The organism is Synechococcus sp. CC9311 (genome assembly GCF_000014585.1).
Classification (GTDB): domain Bacteria; phylum Cyanobacteriota; class Cyanobacteriia; order PCC-6307; family Cyanobiaceae; genus Synechococcus_C.
Genome location: NC_008319.1, coordinates 439,407 through 454,763 on the forward strand (window position 1 = coordinate 439,407; position 15,357 = coordinate 454,763).

The following is a 15,357-nucleotide window of genomic DNA, read 5'->3' on the forward strand; positions in this document are numbered from 1 at the left end:
TGTGAGAGGTGGATTGACGAAGGTCACTATGTTGTGGGTAACTATGTATGCGCTAGCAGGGATCACCAGTTTGGTGATGCTGAGCTGGAGTTAATGGGCCGTCGCCAAGCGGTAAGGCAGCGGGTTTTGGTCTCGCCATTCCTAGGTTCGAATCCTAGCGGCCCAGTTTTTCCGGATTCCCGGTGTCGTTGCAACCTCTCCTCGTTTTCGATTTCGACGGGGTGATCCTCGACGGAATGGATGAATACTGGTCGAGTTCTCGAGCAGCTTGTCGATCCCTGCTTCAGGGGGTGTTATTGCCTGAGCAAACACCGACCAGCTTTCGTCACTTGCGTCCCTGGGTTCATCACGGCTGGGAGATGGTCCTGATCGCTGCATTGCTTCAAGAGTCAGACGGACCGTTGCAGTGTCTTGGTGTTGATGCTTTCGCCGCTGACTATGACCAGCAGCTTCGCGCTGGTCTCGATCGGTTTGGATGGCAATCGTCGCAGCTACAAGATTCTCTGGAGCGGGTCCGCCGTCAGGCCGTGTCTGACGATCGTGCCGGTTGGGTGGCATTGCATCGGCCATTTGACGGGGTGACTGAGCGTTTGTTGCGCTTGGAGGATGAGGGTGTGGCTTGGTCTGTGCTCACAACAAAAGGGCGTGATTTCACGGCTGAGTTGCTTGAGGCTTTTCAGCTTCGACCCATACGCCTCGATGGCAGAGAGTCCGGCCCAAAGCCTGAGGTGTTACTTCGCTTGTGCCGCGAATGGGTGCTGAAGGGTTTTGTGGAAGATCGGCGGGCCACTCTTGAAGCTGTGTTGGAGACACCTGGACTTGAAGATATGAACTGCTTTTTGGCCGATTGGGGCTATCTGCGTCCGGCGGACCGAGAGGGTTTGCCTCAAGGGATTGATTTGCTGTCGACCAGCAAATTTGCATCCCCCTTGGCGATCTGGCTCTGATTCGATAACGTACATGTGTACTAGATGAGACAAGTGGCGCTGGCCGGGGCACTGGATGATCTGTCCAGTGTTGAGTCGACTTCAGTTTGCGGGGCTCCCTCCGGCTGAATCGGCGACCTGCGGCACCTGTTTCTTCTTAACTGTTCATTGCTATGCCAGCCGACGTGAAAGCCGCTCAATCCTCTGCAGGAGATTCCCGTCCAGGCGAGAGGGACAAAGCCTTAGACCTTGTGCTCGGTCAGATCGAGCGAAATTTTGGAAAGGGTTCAATCATGCGTTTGGGGGATGCCTCCCGAATGCGGGTGGAAACCATCTCCACGGGGGCCCTTACTCTTGACCTCGCCCTTGGCGGCGGGTACCCCAAGGGGCGAGTGGTTGAGGTCTACGGGCCTGAGAGTTCAGGTAAGACCACGCTCACGCTTCATGCCATCGCTGAGGTGCAAAAGCGTGGAGGAGTGGCGGCATTCGTTGATGCTGAGCACGCCCTTGATCCTGTTTATGCGGCCTCCCTCGGCGTTGACATCGAGAATCTGCTGGTCTCCCAGCCGGATACGGGTGAGATGGCACTTGAGATCGTCGATCAGCTGGTTCGTTCTGCTGCGGTCGACATTGTTGTGGTCGACTCTGTTGCCGCGCTGACGCCAAGAGCGGAAATTGAGGGAGAGATGGGGGATTTGGCTGTTGGAGCCCAAGCTCGCTTGATGAGCCAGGCGATGCGCAAGATCACTGGCAACATTGGTAAGTCCGGTTGCACCGTGATTTTCCTGAACCAGCTTCGGCTGAAGATCGGAGTGACCTATGGCAATCCCGAAACCACAACTGGCGGCAATGCGCTCAAGTTCTACGCCTCGGTACGGCTTGATATTCGGCGGATCCAAACCCTCAAACGTGGCACTGAGGAGTACGGCATTCGGGCGAAGGTGAAAGTGGCGAAAAATAAGGTGGCACCTCCGTTTCGTATTGCTGAATTCGACATTTTGTTTGGGCGTGGGATCAGCACACTCGGCTGTGTTCTCGACTTAGCCGAGGAAACGGGCGTGGTAACGCGCAAAGGGGCCTGGTACAGCTACGAGGGCGACAACATTGGCCAAGGTCGTGACAACACAATCGGTTGGCTCGAGCAAAACCCTGAGGCCAAGGACGCCATCGAAGTGCTTGTGCGTCAAAAGTTGACCGAAGGATCGGAGGTGACAGCGAATTCGATGCGTCCTTTGGCTGCTGCAGCCCGCTCAGCTGCTGCCAAGCCTTCGGCTAAAACTGCTGATACAGATAAAAAGTTAGTTGCTGATGGAGCCGCTTAGCGGCTTGCGATTTCAGGGGTGCTGCCCGTTGCGGAGCGCTCCTGAATGGAGGTAGCGATTCGTTGAAGCTCCTGAATGGCTTCTGCACCCTCAAATTTCACGAGTTCTCGTCCATTGCGGGATTCGACCCAGCTGATCCCGAAGTCGGACACTAGAAAACGCACGAGATGTTGATCGCCGAGTTCAGCTACGAACGACGCGGTTTTGCCGTCGCGGCCATCTCCCTCATCGCAGCTGTAGCAGGTGGCAACGATCCCTTGCTTTTGCAGGCTTGAGGCAAGGGCATGAAGGCTCATGACCAAGTCTTGGACGACGGAGCGGTACTGATCGGCAAGGCGTGAAAACATCACGGATGTCCGTAAAACCTTTAGGAATCCTAAAGGTTTTGACTTGTCCCGGGCTAAGCGGTTTTTTGATATCCCTCTTTTGGTTGGAGGGTTAGGGCGTGTCGGCCAGCGTCCACCAACCGGCAGCCGGTCCAATGAAGCGCACCACGATCCAAAACAGCACCAAGGCTCCGATGCCGATCCAGGCTCCACGGGTAGTTAAGGCAACAAATCGCTGGGATTGGCTCCTGGTTAACGGCAGCCAAGCAACGATTCGCTCGCTGTCCTTCGGGTCTGGTTTGCGTTGCTTGGGAGGTAGTCCCTGGCTGTTGCGACGTCGAGCTTCTCCCATCGAGGCAGGCTGATTGGCTTCCATCAAGACTAGGGAGGGTGTCAGTCCGGCAACAGTCGCTGGAGTGGAGACCAAGGCTCGAGGGCGCGTAGGACCTGCTTCCCCCAGCTCCGTCCGCGCACCCTTCCATCCAAAATGGCGAGCCGTCCGCCGCTCTGTCGTAGGGGAGCGACCGCAGGAACCAGCTTCGCCAGAGCTTCCGGCAGAAGCAGATCGCGGAACCAATCTTTCCCCAGTTTTTTCAATGACTCCACTCGTGCAGCCGTGAGCGGATCTTCCAAACTGGACACAGGAAGTAAGGCAACGATGAGCTGATCCAGTGCCGGTAGCTGGTTCTGATGGTCCATCCACCACGACCAACTGCAGCAGATCACTCCGTTGACTTCTGGTGCTGTGTCTTGATGAATCACCCTGCTGCCAAATTCTCCGGCGAGTTCGGTGGTGAGTTTTTGCCTTAGTCCTGGATCGTCCAGCAAAACAAGGGTCAGTCCACGACGACCAAGAATCAGGCGCCGGCATTGATCAAGAAGATGCTCCGCATAGCTCGCTGTATTCGGCAATGGTTGTCGTCTGGGCGCAAACAAGCGCAGCGGTTCTGTGCGGATCCGATCGTGGAGTTGGATGTCCACAAGGGGCCCTGACTCCGTAGATCGTTCATCGGTGCGCCTTTTCCGTTCCAGAAATACGCCATCCGTTTGGAGAAGAATCGAGGGGTGTTGATTCAGCAGACAATGAAGGGTTTGGAGTGGTTCCAAGGGTTGGAGAGTCCAGGTCCACTGCAGCAGGTTTTGGTCGAGGTGAGCCCAGCTGGCCCATTGCGAACTCTGGAGTGTTAGCAATTCAGCCCAGGGCTCTGGTGCCGGCCCAAGCAGGCCGATTAAGTCGCGCAGGCTCACCAACGCGCTGCTTGGCATTGGGAGGTCGCAAGTGGATCGGCTTGAGGCGGCGAACAATTGGCGGCTGAGGCGTTCATGGAGGTCGAGGAGAGCAGGACCTGCTGTTGGGTAGGCCTGACGCAACCGATCCCAATCCTGGGTTTCGATGCTGAGCTCCATCGCTTGGCGCAGATGGTGCGCCAACGATTCCGCTTCGGGAATAATCAACTGATGCGAATGTTTGAAGCCGCGGCGGCGGTGAACGTTGACCAGTTCGGAGGGAGAGAGCAACCACAGTTGCGAGTCGGGAGGTGCAGTGCTGCCGCTCCAGCAGGCCAGCCTTAACCCCCCTTGGCGAAGGCGCGGTAGTTCGACTTGAAGGAAGCGTTGCCGTTGGCGTTCATCAAGCACCAGCACGCAGTCTTGGGATTGAAGGCAAAGAGGAACAAGCAACCCCAGCCACCAGCGATCCCGCTCTCCTGCAGACAATCGGATTCGGGTGCGGTCTTGTCTGCGCAAGCTGCGACCGATCAGACGGCTGAGCGTTAGATGGTGCTCCCATGGCATCTCCTCCAGATGGAGTAGCTGCTTGAGTTGCTGATGGGCTTGGACTTCCAGCATCAGTGGAGCCTAAGCAGTGCTCTGAACTGGTTTGGTTCAGGGGGATCGATCGATCAACATGGGTGAATGAGCGAAATCGATCCGATGGATCAGGGGCAAGTGGCGCAGCCGTGGTCGATCGATCGTGTTGGCGTGGTGGGCATGGGGTTGATTGGTGGTTCGATCGCTCTTGACCTCACCCAACAAGGGGTTGAGGTGCATGGCCTGGTTCACCGTGAAGTCACAGCGCAAAGAGCCCGCAGCAGAGGGCTTGCTTCATTGATCAGTACGGATCCCAGCTGTCTTCATGATTGTGATCTGGTGATCCTTGCCCTCCCTTTGGAGTCATTGCTCTCGCCAGCAGAGAGCCTGCTGAAGGCTCTTCCTGAGCAGGCGGTGGTCACTGACGTGGGGTCTGTCAAGGCAGAGGTTCTGGCAGTTTGGCGTGATCTTCATCCGCGCTTTGTGGGGAGTCATCCCATGGCGGGAACGGCTCAGGCAGGGGTTGATGCTGGCCTGACGGGACTTTTTCGTGACCGTCCCTGGGTGGCGACACCTGAGTCGTCGACGGATCCTTCAGCGCTTGAAGTGATCCATCAGCTAGCCGTGCGCCTTGGTAGCCATTGGCTTACAGCTGATGCGGCGCGTCATGACCAGGCCGTGGCGCTGATCTCTCATCTCCCAGTCATCGTCAGTGCCGCCCTGTTGCGAGCGGTAGGGGAAGAGCGTGATCCTGCCGTGCTCGATCTTGCGAGAACCTTGGCATCGAGTGGCTTTGCCGATACCAGCCGAGTGGGGGGCGGCAACCCGGCTCTCGGGACTGCAATGGCGTCACGCAACACTCAAGCTGTGCTTCGCTCCTTAGCGGCGTATCGCTGGAGTTTGGAGCAGCTCGAGGAAGCGATTCTTGAGGGGCATTGGGCTCAGCTTGAGAAAGAGCTGGAAAGAACGCAGTTGCTAAGACCACAGTTTCTGTCGGATTAGCTGGGTGCTTCAACTGTGCAGCTGAAGGGTTTGGCCGCGTTGAGCTAACAACTGTCTGCAGGCCATGAGGGCAGACAGAGTGACTCCTGCCGTTCCCTCACCTGGATGAATGGAATCTCCACAGAGCCAGAGCCCAGGCATCGGTGTGCGGCTCGCCAGGCCAAAGGGGCCGAAACGACTGGGAGATTGCCCTAAACCGCCGACAATGCCATTGGGCCGATTGGTCCAGCGGAGAAAGCCCCGTGGTGTTGCTAACTCCTGATGTCGCCAGGTGTGGTCAGACAAACTCAAGGCGACTTCCACTTCGTTGCGGATTTTGGCTTGACAGGCTTTCTTTTTGCTTTGGTACTCAGGCTCTGAGCAGGAGAACCAACCATTAGGGGTTGTAAACACACTGGCAATCACTGTGGCTTGCCCTTTCGGCGCCCTGCCATCTCCCTCACGGCTGATAGAGATAAACACAGAGCCGGGATCGCTTGCATCCCGTTGGCAATGGCCTGGACAATCGTCCGGTAGGCAATCCCTGTCGATGGCGCCATAGAACACAAGGGCCCCACTGGGAGCCTTGAGCTCCTTGAGATGTTGGCGATAGGGCGCCGGCATGGGGGTCTGGTCAGCGCTGCCTTCAGGAGCGATGAGCTCAGGGAGGCACTGAGGAGGGAGCGTACTGATGACATCGTCAGCTTGAAAGATCTGCTCCTTTCGGTCTGGTCCTTCAACGCGCAGTTGCCAGCCTGAACCATCGGAGTTGTGTTGAAGCTGCTGCACGCGGTGACGCAGAAGCATGGTCCCTCCATCGCGCTTCAGTCCAGACGCCAGAAGTTCACTCAGCACCTGCATCGATCCATGAAGGTGCCAGAGGCCAAGAGGGGCTTGGGTCATTTGCAACACCGTCGCTCCATATAGCGCTGCGGTTTGATCGGCGGGTTGTTGGGAGTAGAGCCTGAGCTGTAGATCGAGAAAGCGACGCAGGCGTTGATCACTGCCGCAGCCAGACAGGTTTAAGAGGTCCTTGACTGTGCAGAAACTCAGGGGAGCGCTGAGCAGATTTCCTGGATTGATCGCAGCAAGCGTTTGCTGGAAATCCCAGCCATTGCGAATGGGTAAAACAGGGTCGGCAGCAGCAAATTGCCAATTGCTTTGGTGAAGAAAGCTGCAGATCTGCCAGAACCTTTCGCTGCCTGGAAATTGCTGTTGTCGTTCCTGCTGCCAGCGCAGGGGGTCGTGCCAAAGGCGCACTGGGCTGGATCCATCGGCCAGGTCGACCACGCAGCCTGGATCAAGTAGTTCGGCCTCTGGTAAGGGCAGATCCAGATGTTGAAAGATGCGGGCGTGGCTGCCACCAGGCTCGAGGCCGGCCACTTGGGTGGCACCGACATCAAAAATGTACTCACCGCGACGGAAGGTCCCTGCACAACCACCCGGCTGATAGTGCGCCTCTAAAAGAGTGACTGAAACACCGTCGCGTGCCAGCAGGGCCGCTGCAGTGAGTCCAGCGATGCCACCGCCGACCACGATTACGTCGTCGCGTTTTTGCATCGAGTCATGCTGACAGCTGAGTTAGGGGGATCGTGAATGCGAACGCAATTGCTTGAGGCGTTGCAGACCGATTTTTGTGAGCGGCAGGGCTGCCAGTGCAAGACCCTCGAGCCTGTTGGCAGTGCCTCCACTTGGCGTGCTGACTTGTCAGATGGAAGATCGTTATTTCTTAAGCTGGCATCGCCAGTCATGCTCAATGTGGAAGCCCGGGGGCTCCGCTCCCTACAGCAATGGGCTGACCCCACGCTTCTGTTGATTCCTGATCCGCTTGGGATTGTCCCGGTGGGAGAGCTTGCAGCTTTGATCTTGCCCTGGCTCGATACTGGCCGAGGCAATCAATACGACCTTGGTCGAGGCTTGGCCCTCCTTCATCGAACCTCTGCTGATGCTGGGAAGGAGCGATTTGGTTGGGATGAAGAAGGATTTATTGGATTGGGTCCGCAACCAGCTGGCTGGTTGACGGCTTGGGGTGATGCTTTTGTGACGTTGAGGCTTACCCCCCAGCTTCAACTGGCAAGAAACTGGGGCTTGGCCCTGGATCAACTCGAACCTTTATTGGCAGCAACACGGATTTGGTTAGATCAACATCAGCCCCTGCCCTGTCTCGTGCATGGCGACCTATGGGGCGGAAACGCCTCAGTGCTCGCCGATGGACGTGGCGCACTGATCGATCCAGCCTGTTGGTGGGCTGATCGGGAGGTGGATCTGGCAATGACCCGCTTGTTTGGAGGATTCAGTGCACGTTTTTATGAGGGCTATCAAAAAGAGTGGCCCTTAGATCCCAACTATTGCGATCGAATTGATGTTTACAACCTCTATCACTTGCTTAATCACGCCAACCTGTTTGGTGGTGGGTACAAAAAAAAATGCCTCACAGCAATCAATGCCATGAGGTCAATGTTGTTGTGACTGAGAGAGAAAGTTGAGCCGATCTCAGCCCAGGTATTCGCTACGAATGGTCTGAACGCGATTCACCAAAGCGCTGCGCTTTTCACTGGTAGTGAGATTTTTCCAGCTCCATTGGCCAACCACCACAACGCCGAGAAGCTCGAGCAGTCCTGGTACGACAGGAAGAAGATTGATGGTATCGAGAATGCCTTTAATCAGAATTTGGGCAACGATGACAGCTGCAAAAATTCCAACAACTTTTCCGATACGACCGGCCTGGCTCCAATCCACCTTGTCTAAGGTCTCGTTGACTTTCCCAAGGATCTCGCTGTAGCGCTCAGAAAAGTTAGTGGTCTCTGCGCTGGTGGATGGTTCGCTGGTGTTAGCGGTCCAAGTTGACTCACTCGCAGGGGTGGTGGACTCCTCGCTCATGTAACTAATGCCTAGGGCAGATTTTGGCTGAGATTATCGGTCTTTCTTCACAAGCGCCATCCCAATTGATCATTGGTGCGGAATGTCTGATGGTTCTCCGTCAAGATCTTCTTGCGCCAGCACCTGCAGAAGGCTGTGCTTTGTTGCTCGGGCAGGGGCATGGTGCTCCCGATTCCGCTTCAGACGATTGGAGCGTGCAGTTGATCTGGCCTTGCCGAAACATGGTGGAGCAGCAAGTCCATGATCGTTTTGAGTTGGATCCTCGAGAGCAAATTGCTGCGCAACGGTGGGCGCGCTCGCGCTCATTAAAAGTACTTGGCAGTGCCCATTCCCATCCGACAGCTTCGGTTGTGCCGAGTCGGAGAGATCGTCTCTGGGCTGTGAGTTCTGGACTGATGCTAATCATGGGAAATAACCATGCAGTAGCGGCTTGGTGGCTGGAGGTGGAGGCTCCCCGTTGCGCTCTCGCCGAGGTGCATCCACTGTCGATTCAGGTCATGAGGGAGACTTCTCTGAAGTCCTTCCCAGGAGAACTGGGAATTCGCCATGAAGGAAGCGGGGGGTACTCCTCAGCTCAGTGGAGAGGAGAAGACCAGATATGCCCGCCACATCACGCTCCCCGAGGTGGGAGTTGAAGGACAGCAACGTTTAAAAGCTGCCTCTGTGTTGTGCATTGGTGCAGGTGGGCTTGGGTCTCCACTTCTTCTTTATTTAGCGGCCGCTGGGGTTGGTCGCATCGGGGTTGTGGATGACGACCTTGTTGAGCCCTCCAACCTGCAACGTCAGGTGATCCATGGCACTGAAACGGTGGGGCAGGCCAAAACGTCATCAGCGCGCTCTCGAATTGAAGACCTCAATCCTTTTTGTCGCGTCGAGGACCATTGCTTTCGCTTGTCAGCGAACAATGCGCTTGAGCTCTTTGCTGCGTATGACGTGGTGGTTGATGGGACGGATAATTTCGCCAGTCGGTATTTGATTAACGACGCCTGTGTCTTGACCAAGCGACCGTTTGTTTATGGCTCAGTCCAGCGCTTTGAAGGACAGGTGAGTGTGTTTAATCTCGGAAGTCAGTCACCGGATTATCGAGACCTGGTGCCGGAGCCGCCGCCGCAAGAACTTGTGCCCTCCTGCGCTGACGGTGGAGTGATGGGCGTGATGCCTGGCTTGATTGGCCTGATTCAGGCCGCTGAGGTCATCAAGCTGATTACTGGGATTGGGACTCCTCTTGATGGTCGGTTGCTGTTAGTGGATGGCTTGTCGATGCGTTTTCGAGAGCTCACGTTGAAACGAAGGCCCAGTCGCGCCCCAATCGAAAAGCTGATTGACTACCAAGCGTTCTGCACGGTCGGACGCTCGATCTCCGGGGGGAAGTTAAAGGTGATGAAAAGTATTTCTGTGTTGGAACTCAAGGCAATGCTGGATCAGGGCCATGACTTGGCTTTGATCGATGTCCGAAATCCAGCAGAAGCTGAGGTTGCTGTGATCGCTGGCTCCGAATTGATCCCTTTGGCCACTCTTGACAGTGAGGAGGTGATCGATCGAATCAAGGCCATCGCAGCGAGCAAAACGGTTTATGTGCACTGCAAACTTGGAGGTCGTTCGGCCAAGGCAGTGGAATTTCTTGCAAACCACGGCATTGATGCGGTCAACGTGCAAGGTGGGATTGATGCTTGGTCAGAGCAGATTGACCCCTCCGTTCCGCGCTATTGAGGCCAACGACTAGTAGTCAACACCGCGCTTGAGATCAACGCCCTGCTCGGCGTAGTGCTTGTGGCACACCATCTCTGAGTGGACGCTCGCAAGGTCGAAATAGGCCGGCTGGTGCTTGCACCTGCCGGTAATGATCACCTCCGTCTCCGTTGGCTTACGGAGCAAGGCCTGAACGATGGGCTCCACCGGAAGAAGTTCGAGATCCACTGTGGGATTCAACTCATCGAGGATCACGGTTTTGTAGAGACCACTCGCGATCGCAGCCCGCGCAATTTCCCAGGCTCGCTCCGCTTCCACGTAGTCGATGGGTTGTTGCTGCCCACGCCAAACGATGGCATCACGCCCTGAGCGAAGGTGATCAACCAAGTGGGGATAACTTTCACGCAAGGCTGCGATCGCTGCGTCTTCGGTGTACCCACTGCCTCCTTTGAGCCATTGGAGGATCAGAACGCGATGGCTCTTGTCTTGGCTAATTCCTCTGCCGATCGCCTGCAGAGCTTTCCCGAGGGCACTGGTGGATTTCCCTTTCCCTTCGCCGGTGTAAATCTCGATGCCGCCTGCCGTTACAAACGACAGCGCAGCGTTGTTGTCCACCTCGGGGCGTCGATGAGCGCGCATCTCAGAATGAAGATCTGCGATCTCCACCAATCGGCGTGGAGCTCCACGCCCGGTAACGATAATTTCCATGCCTTCTGGCCGGCTCTTTAGAGAACGGATCACGTCTTCGGTTTCTAGTAAGCCGAGATCCAGCACTGGATTGAGTTCATCGAGAACGACAACGGAATACAAAGCACTCGCAATGGCGCCTTTGGCGATATCCCAGCCCCTTTGAGCTTCCTGTCGGTCGAAGCGTTTCACCTCATCCACACTGAAATAGTCTCCCCTCCCTGTTCGAACCTGATCAATCAAGTGGGGGAAACCCTGTTGCAGAGCTTCGATTGCGGCATCTTCGTCGTAAGCCCGCCCTGGTCCTTTGAGGAATCGAAGCAACAGAACTCGGGTGCGTCTTTGCTCGCAGATCCCAAGACCGATGGTGCGCAGTACGACGCCTAGGGCTGCTTGGCTTTTGCCCTTGCCCTCTCCGTCATAAACATGAAGCTGACCAAGGCTTCGCTCGCGGCTGTCTGCAGCTGTGACGATTCCGACGCCACGATTGCTGCGAGCACGGTTGGCTTGTGACGTACCGGATGAGACTGCATCCATTGGCGGCAAAAGGATGAGTCTTCTTACGCTGGGAGCATACAGAGATTTGAAGCGAAGGCAGTGACCAACGTGATGTTCCGACAGCTCGAATCATTGTCAGAGCTGGAACATGACGTCTTGAAGCGGTTGCGTGATTCCTTGGCGTCTCAGCAGCAGGTATGTGTGGCCTACTCGGGTGGTGTTGACAGCAGCCTCGTCGCAGCGATTGCCCATGAACAGCTAGGTGAACAGGCCTTAGCGATTACGGGCGTTTCTCCCTCCCTAGCGCCCCATCTCCTGCTGGAAGCGCGCCAGCAGGCGGCCTGGCTTGGGATGCGGCATCAGGAGGTTTTGACCCTTGAGCTTGAGGACCCTGATTACACCAGTAATCCTCAGGATCGTTGCTATGCCTGCAAGCGAGAGCTGCATCGCCATCTCGCTCCGATTGCTGCTGAAGCCAATGGCGCCCTCGTCCTTGATGGGGTTAATCAGGATGATCTAGGGGATCATCGTCCTGGGATTGCGGCAGCGAAGGAAGCTGGTGTTCGCTCTCCTTTGGCTGAACTTGGCATCACCAAGGCGACCGTACGCCGTTTGTCTTGGGCGCTTGGTTTCCCTTGGTGGGATAAGCCTGCCCAGCCTTGTCTTGCCTCCCGCTTCCCCTACGGAGATTCAATCAGTAGAGAACGTCTCCAGCGGGTTGGACAGGCAGAGGCCTGGTTGATTCAGCAGGGATTCGATCAGGTTCGGGTGCGTAGCCACGGACTGGCCGCGCGGGTGGAGGTTCCAGAGGAGCGAATTACCGATCTTTTGCAGCCCTGGCTGCGGCGTGAGCTGGTGAAAAGCCTTCTCGGTTTTGGTTTCACCTCGGTGAGTGTGGATGTGGAGGGTTTGGTGAGCGGCAAGCTCAATCGCGTTTAGTCGATCAATCAGACGTTCACTTCGTTACGACTGTGGCGCTGGTTGCTCACTCTGAATAGTTTTTGTCAAGACGAATACTGTTTTGTGTCACTGCATCAATCCCGTCATCATCTCCGTGACAGTGAGGAGCAGGCGTTGGTTGATGCCATGCTCACCCCTCTGCCAAAGCATCACTTTCCTGGAGAAGGGCGCGAAGGGAATTCCACAGTGCAACTTTTGAGAGAAGAGCTACTTCTTGATGGCAATAGTAAGCAGAACTTAGCCACATTTTGTCAGACCTATCAAGCGCAAAGTGCGATGGAGTTGATGACTCTTGGGGTGGATAAGAATCTGATCGATAAAGATGAATATCCCCAGACAGCTGAGCTTGAGGGCCGTTGCGTCTCGATGATGGCCGACTTGTGGAATGCTCCTGGCGCCGCAGTTGGATGCTCCACGATTGGGAGCAGTGAAGCAGCCATGCTTGGCGGGATGGCCGCTAAATGGCGTTGGCGCAAACGTCGCGAGGCTGCCGGGTTGCCAACAGATAAGCCCAATATGGTGTGTGGAAGTGTTCAGATCTGCTGGAAGAAGTTTGCGCGTTATTGGGATATTGAAATGCGTGAATTAGAGATGCTTACTGGTGAATTGTGCGTCAGCCCTGAGCGAGTTCTTGAGGCTGTGGATGAGAACACGATTTTCGTTGTACCCACTCTTGGAGTGACCTATCACGGTCTTTATGAGGATATTGAGTCTATTAGCAAGGCGTTGGATGATCTTCAGGCTCGTACTGGCCTTGATGTGCCGATTCATGTGGATGCGGCAAGTGGTGGCTTTTTGGCTCCGTTCTGCGCACCGGATCTCCCCCTTTGGGACTTTCGCTTGGAACGCGTGAAATCGATTAATGCTTCAGGTCATAAGTTTGGGTTGGCGCCCCTTGGTGTGGGCTGGGTTCTCTGGCGCAGCCAGGAAGATCTGCCTGACGAGCTTGTCTTCCATGTGACCTATCTGGGTGGTGACATGCCGACATTCCAGATCAATTTTTCAAGACCTGCTGGTCAGGTGATTGCCCAATACCACGAATTTGTGCGTTTGGGTCGAGAGGGTTATCGAATGCTCCACATGGCCAGTCATGCCAATGCGCAGTATTTCGCGGAAAAATTACGGGAGATGGACCTTTTCAGAATTATCCATGACGGCACCCCTGACAAAGGCATTCCCACTGTGGTTTGGACTCTGGATGACAATCCGAAGTATGGATTCAACTTGTATGACTTCGCTGATCGGTTGCGAATGCGGGGTTGGCAGGTGCCTGCCTATCCATTTACGGGTGAACTTGAATCAACCGCATTCCAGAGGATCTTGGTGAAGCGAGATTTCACTCGCGACATGGCAGACCTTCTCCTGGAAGACATCAGGCAAGCCATTCAACATTTCCAAAAACATCCGATTACAAGCAATCTGGCCGCCACAGAGGGGGCGTCTTACAACCACCTCTGAACTCAGGTCTGCACTTAGGCAGCGATGGGGATGGCCGGCATGCGCTCGGTTGTGCCTAGCGCTGCCGGTGTTTCCCTTAAGAAGCTGCGCAGGGCATGACGACCAGCCGATAGTTCTTCGGACAGCACTTCGCAGGCTTTTTCCGGCATCGTGTGATCACCACAGGTGAAAACATCTACGGCTGCATATCCGTTTTCAGGCCAGGTGTGGATTGAGATGTGGGATTCAGCCAGAAGCGCCAGACCCGTCACCCCTTGGGGTTCGAAGCGGTGTGTAATCAGGTTGAGCAGAGTTGCACCAGCACGTTGGGCTGCTGTCGTGATGGTGTGTCTCAGAAAAGTTTCGTCGTCGAGCTTCGAGGGATCGCAGTCATAGAGCTCGAGAATGCAGTGTTTGCCAACCATGTCGGTTGCACTGGTGTCGGTTGCACAGCTTTGGGTCGTGCGCTCTGTAGTCGCCCATCCCGGGTTTGGGTGCAGGCTGGACAAGGACTGCTCCATCAAGATTCTTGATGCAAATGGCCCGCGACCCTACCGCGCCCCGGACTGTGATCTCAAGCTGTCGGCATCGAGAATCTGCGACTGCTCACGCCAGCCACCCTCAAATGCATCGAGATGCGTTGCACTGACTAGGCATTGATGGTTTTCTCCGACAGCCTCTAAGAGGGCCAGTTGCCGAGTGGGATCTAGTTCTGCCAAGACATCATCGAGCAGAAGAAGGGGAGGTTCGCCGCAGAGTTCCCCGACCAGTTGTAATTCCGCCATTTTTAAGGCCAGCACCAGGGTGCGCTGTTGGCCAGCTGAGCCGAAGCGTCTTGCGGCTGTTCCATTGATCCGCATTTCAATTTCGTCGCGATGAGGACCAACCCGGCAGCTCCCTAAACGCTCTTCTTCGCTGCGTTGTTCTCTGAGCTGTTGCTCAATCGAAAGTCGCCAGGATTCCTCTTGCTCTTCTCCGATCAGTGCACTGCCGGGGGAGTAACCAAGCTGGAGATGCTCACGTCCCTCGCTCAACCTGTCTTGCCACACTGCTGCTAAGGGCTCTAATCGTGCAAGGGCTCTGAGACGCCTGCGATGAATGCGTGTGCTCACCAATGCCATTTGGGTGTCAAAGCTTTCGAGGAGCGCCTGAGGTTCCATGCCGGAGGACAGGCCTCCCCGACGCCAGAATTGTGCGCGTTGTCTCAGCAAGCGCCCGTAGCGACTGATGAGATCGGCGTAAACAGGCTCCAGTTGAAGGACAACACGATCGAGCCACTGGCGGCGCAGGGCTGGCTCGCCTCTCACGAGATGCAGGTCGAGAGCGCTAAACCCCACGCATCGAAGAGGACCAATTAAGTCCAGTTGTCGTTGCAGTGATTTCCCGTTGCGCTTGGCTTGGCGTCCGCCTCGGCGACGTAGTTCAAGCTCAAGGATCTGCTGGTCTGCGCAGGTTGCCTTCAACAGTGCACGACTGGCGTCCCAGTGGATGAGGTCTCCATCCTGGCTGGATCGATGTGAGCGCAGGCTTCCGAGGAGCTCCACCGATTCCAACAGGTTTGACTTGCCCACACCGTTGCTACCGATCACCAGAAGGCGTGGTGCTTCGATCTCCAGCTGCAGGTTGCTGTGGTTGCGAAAGCCCTGCAGTTGAAGCTGGAGAAGCCGAATTGGTCCGAATGCGTCGTGTCGCTAAGGTACTTGGATCGGTTGGTTTTGCCGATCAATACCGGCAGCTGTTGCGGCAGCCGCAGGGGCATGTAGCTCAGTTGGATAGAGCATCAGATTCCGGTTCTGAGGGTCGGGGGTTCGAGTCCCTCCATGCTCGTCAAAGGTCAGGCTC

General features: G+C 55.9%; 16 protein-coding genes and 2 tRNA genes. 10 read left to right on the plus strand and 8 right to left on the minus strand.

Translation table 11 applies throughout. From position 1 onward, the window contains the following. Nucleotides 1–94: 94 nt before the first annotated feature. The 3 genes from SYNC_RS02125 to recA all read left to right on the plus strand — a co-directional run bounded on the left by SYNC_RS02125 (nucleotide 95) and on the right by recA (nucleotide 2,248). Nucleotides 95–166 (plus strand) — tRNA-Gln (locus tag SYNC_RS02125). A 16-nt stretch (nucleotides 167–182) separates the two neighbouring features. Next, nucleotides 183–947, plus strand: a complete 765-nt coding sequence (locus SYNC_RS02130) for an HAD family hydrolase (RefSeq protein ID WP_011618403.1) — start codon at nucleotides 183–185, stop codon at nucleotides 945–947. Nucleotides 948–1,099: 152 nt separating this feature from the next. Then, nucleotides 1,100–2,248, plus strand: coding sequence for a recombinase RecA (recA, locus tag SYNC_RS02135; protein WP_011618404.1), 1,149 nt, complete (start codon nucleotides 1,100–1,102; stop codon nucleotides 2,246–2,248). Here recA and SYNC_RS02140 read toward each other — a convergent pair. From SYNC_RS02140 to SYNC_RS02150, 3 genes are all read right to left on the minus strand, one after another. Then, complete coding sequence (locus SYNC_RS02140) at nucleotides 2,245–2,595, minus strand: DUF1815 family protein (protein WP_011618405.1); 351 nt, start codon at nucleotides 2,593–2,595, stop codon at nucleotides 2,245–2,247. The two genes, recA and SYNC_RS02140, sit on opposite strands and share 4 nt — an antisense overlap. A gap of 91 nt (nucleotides 2,596–2,686) precedes the next feature. After that, the gene (locus SYNC_RS02145; RefSeq protein ID WP_011618406.1) at nucleotides 2,687–2,926 is read right to left on the minus strand and encodes a DUF2839 domain-containing protein; all 240 of its coding nucleotides are present in this window, start codon (nucleotides 2,924–2,926) and stop codon (nucleotides 2,687–2,689) included. A gap of 41 nt (nucleotides 2,927–2,967) precedes the next feature. After that, nucleotides 2,968–4,422: a helicase gene (locus SYNC_RS02150; protein ID WP_011618407.1), complete on the minus strand. Its 1,455-nt coding sequence runs from the start codon at nucleotides 4,420–4,422 to the stop codon at nucleotides 2,968–2,970. 84 nt (nucleotides 4,423–4,506) lie between these two features. On the opposite strand from SYNC_RS02150, the gene SYNC_RS02155 reads away from it, so the two are divergent. Then, nucleotides 4,507–5,385 carry a prephenate/arogenate dehydrogenase gene (locus SYNC_RS02155; protein ID WP_011618408.1) on the plus strand — a complete coding sequence of 293 codons (879 nt, stop codon included), beginning with the start codon at nucleotides 4,507–4,509 and terminating at the stop codon, nucleotides 5,383–5,385. A gap of 9 nt (nucleotides 5,386–5,394) precedes the next feature. On the opposite strand, the gene crtD is transcribed toward SYNC_RS02155, so the two are convergent. Next, nucleotides 5,395–6,924 (minus strand): C-3',4' desaturase CrtD, encoded by a 1,530-nt coding sequence (gene crtD, locus SYNC_RS02160; RefSeq protein WP_011618409.1) that lies wholly within the window; start codon nucleotides 6,922–6,924, stop codon nucleotides 5,395–5,397. Nucleotides 6,925–6,960: 36 nt separating this feature from the next. Here crtD and SYNC_RS02165 point away from each other — a divergent pair, with 36 nt between their 5' ends. Further along, entirely contained in the window at nucleotides 6,961–7,833 is an 873-nt protein-coding gene (locus tag SYNC_RS02165) for a fructosamine kinase family protein (protein ID WP_011618410.1), read from the plus strand. 24 nt (nucleotides 7,834–7,857) lie between these two features. On the opposite strand, the gene SYNC_RS02170 is transcribed toward SYNC_RS02165, so the two are convergent. After that, nucleotides 7,858–8,244 (minus strand): CAAD domain-containing protein, encoded by a 387-nt coding sequence (locus SYNC_RS02170; RefSeq protein WP_011618411.1) that lies wholly within the window; start codon nucleotides 8,242–8,244, stop codon nucleotides 7,858–7,860. Between the two features lie 23 nt (nucleotides 8,245–8,267). Here SYNC_RS02170 and SYNC_RS13515 point away from each other — a divergent pair, with 23 nt between their 5' ends. Further along, the gene (locus tag SYNC_RS13515) at nucleotides 8,268–8,879 is read left to right on the plus strand and encodes a M67 family metallopeptidase (protein WP_011618412.1); all 612 of its coding nucleotides are present in this window, start codon (nucleotides 8,268–8,270) and stop codon (nucleotides 8,877–8,879) included. Beyond that, nucleotides 8,791–9,954: a molybdopterin-synthase adenylyltransferase MoeB gene (moeB, locus tag SYNC_RS02180; RefSeq protein WP_011618413.1), complete on the plus strand. Its 1,164-nt coding sequence runs from the start codon at nucleotides 8,791–8,793 to the stop codon at nucleotides 9,952–9,954. The genes SYNC_RS13515 and moeB overlap by 89 nt, the downstream gene beginning before the upstream one ends. Before the next feature lie 9 nt (nucleotides 9,955–9,963). On the opposite strand, the gene SYNC_RS02185 is transcribed toward moeB, so the two are convergent. Then, nucleotides 9,964–11,157, minus strand: a complete 1,194-nt coding sequence (locus tag SYNC_RS02185; RefSeq protein WP_011618414.1) for a cob(I)yrinic acid a,c-diamide adenosyltransferase — start codon at nucleotides 11,155–11,157, stop codon at nucleotides 9,964–9,966. 72 nt (nucleotides 11,158–11,229) lie between these two features. Here SYNC_RS02185 and larE point away from each other — a divergent pair, with 72 nt between their 5' ends. Together larE and SYNC_RS02195 are read left to right on the plus strand one after the other, a co-directional pair. Then, the gene (gene larE / locus SYNC_RS02190; RefSeq protein ID WP_011618415.1) at nucleotides 11,230–12,057 is read left to right on the plus strand and encodes an ATP-dependent sacrificial sulfur transferase LarE; all 828 of its coding nucleotides are present in this window, start codon (nucleotides 11,230–11,232) and stop codon (nucleotides 12,055–12,057) included. Nucleotides 12,058–12,141: 84 nt separating this feature from the next. After that, entirely contained in the window at nucleotides 12,142–13,536 is a 1,395-nt protein-coding gene (locus SYNC_RS02195; RefSeq protein ID WP_041426320.1) for a glutamate decarboxylase, read from the plus strand. Between the two features lie 14 nt (nucleotides 13,537–13,550). Here SYNC_RS02195 and speD read toward each other — a convergent pair whose 3' ends face one another. Together speD and recF are read right to left on the minus strand one after the other, a co-directional pair. Continuing rightward, nucleotides 13,551–14,036 (minus strand): adenosylmethionine decarboxylase, encoded by a 486-nt coding sequence (gene speD, locus SYNC_RS02200; RefSeq protein WP_011618417.1) that lies wholly within the window; start codon nucleotides 14,034–14,036, stop codon nucleotides 13,551–13,553. A 30-nt stretch (nucleotides 14,037–14,066) separates the two neighbouring features. Beyond that, a complete protein-coding gene (gene recF / locus SYNC_RS02205) occupies nucleotides 14,067–15,164 on the minus strand; it encodes a DNA replication/repair protein RecF (protein ID WP_041426321.1) in 1,098 nt (365 codons plus the stop codon). 104 nt (nucleotides 15,165–15,268) lie between these two features. On the opposite strand from recF, the gene SYNC_RS02210 reads away from it, so the two are divergent. Then, nucleotides 15,269–15,342, plus strand: a tRNA-Arg gene (locus tag SYNC_RS02210). Nucleotides 15,343–15,357 lie beyond the last annotated feature (15 nt).

Excerpts from the sequence above, each read along its gene's own strand:
- crtD (WP_011618409.1), bottom strand. The coding sequence starts at position 6,924 with ATGCAAAAACGCGACGACGTAATCGTGGTCGGCGGTGGCATCGCTGGA.
- SYNC_RS02170 (WP_011618411.1), bottom strand. The coding sequence starts at position 8,244 with ATGAGCGAGGAGTCCACCACCCCTGCGAGTGAGTCAACTTGGACCGCT.
- SYNC_RS02155 (WP_011618408.1), top strand. The coding sequence starts at position 4,507 with ATGGATCAGGGGCAAGTGGCGCAGCCGTGGTCGATCGATCGTGTTGGC.
- speD (WP_011618417.1), bottom strand. The coding sequence starts at position 14,036 with ATGGAGCAGTCCTTGTCCAGCCTGCACCCAAACCCGGGATGGGCGACT.
- recA (WP_011618404.1), top strand. The coding sequence starts at position 1,100 with ATGCCAGCCGACGTGAAAGCCGCTCAATCCTCTGCAGGAGATTCCCGT.
- SYNC_RS02185 (WP_011618414.1), bottom strand. The coding sequence starts at position 11,157 with ATGGATGCAGTCTCATCCGGTACGTCACAAGCCAACCGTGCTCGCAGC.
- moeB (WP_011618413.1), top strand. The coding sequence starts at position 8,791 with ATGAAGGAAGCGGGGGGTACTCCTCAGCTCAGTGGAGAGGAGAAGACC.
- SYNC_RS02140 (WP_011618405.1), bottom strand. The coding sequence starts at position 2,595 with ATGTTTTCACGCCTTGCCGATCAGTACCGCTCCGTCGTCCAAGACTTG.
- SYNC_RS02145 (WP_011618406.1), bottom strand. The coding sequence starts at position 2,926 with ATGGGAGAAGCTCGACGTCGCAACAGCCAGGGACTACCTCCCAAGCAA.
- SYNC_RS02165 (WP_011618410.1), top strand. The coding sequence starts at position 6,961 with ATGCGAACGCAATTGCTTGAGGCGTTGCAGACCGATTTTTGTGAGCGG.
- SYNC_RS02150 (WP_011618407.1), bottom strand. The coding sequence starts at position 4,422 with ATGCTGGAAGTCCAAGCCCATCAGCAACTCAAGCAGCTACTCCATCTG.
- larE (WP_011618415.1), top strand. The coding sequence starts at position 11,230 with ATGTTCCGACAGCTCGAATCATTGTCAGAGCTGGAACATGACGTCTTG.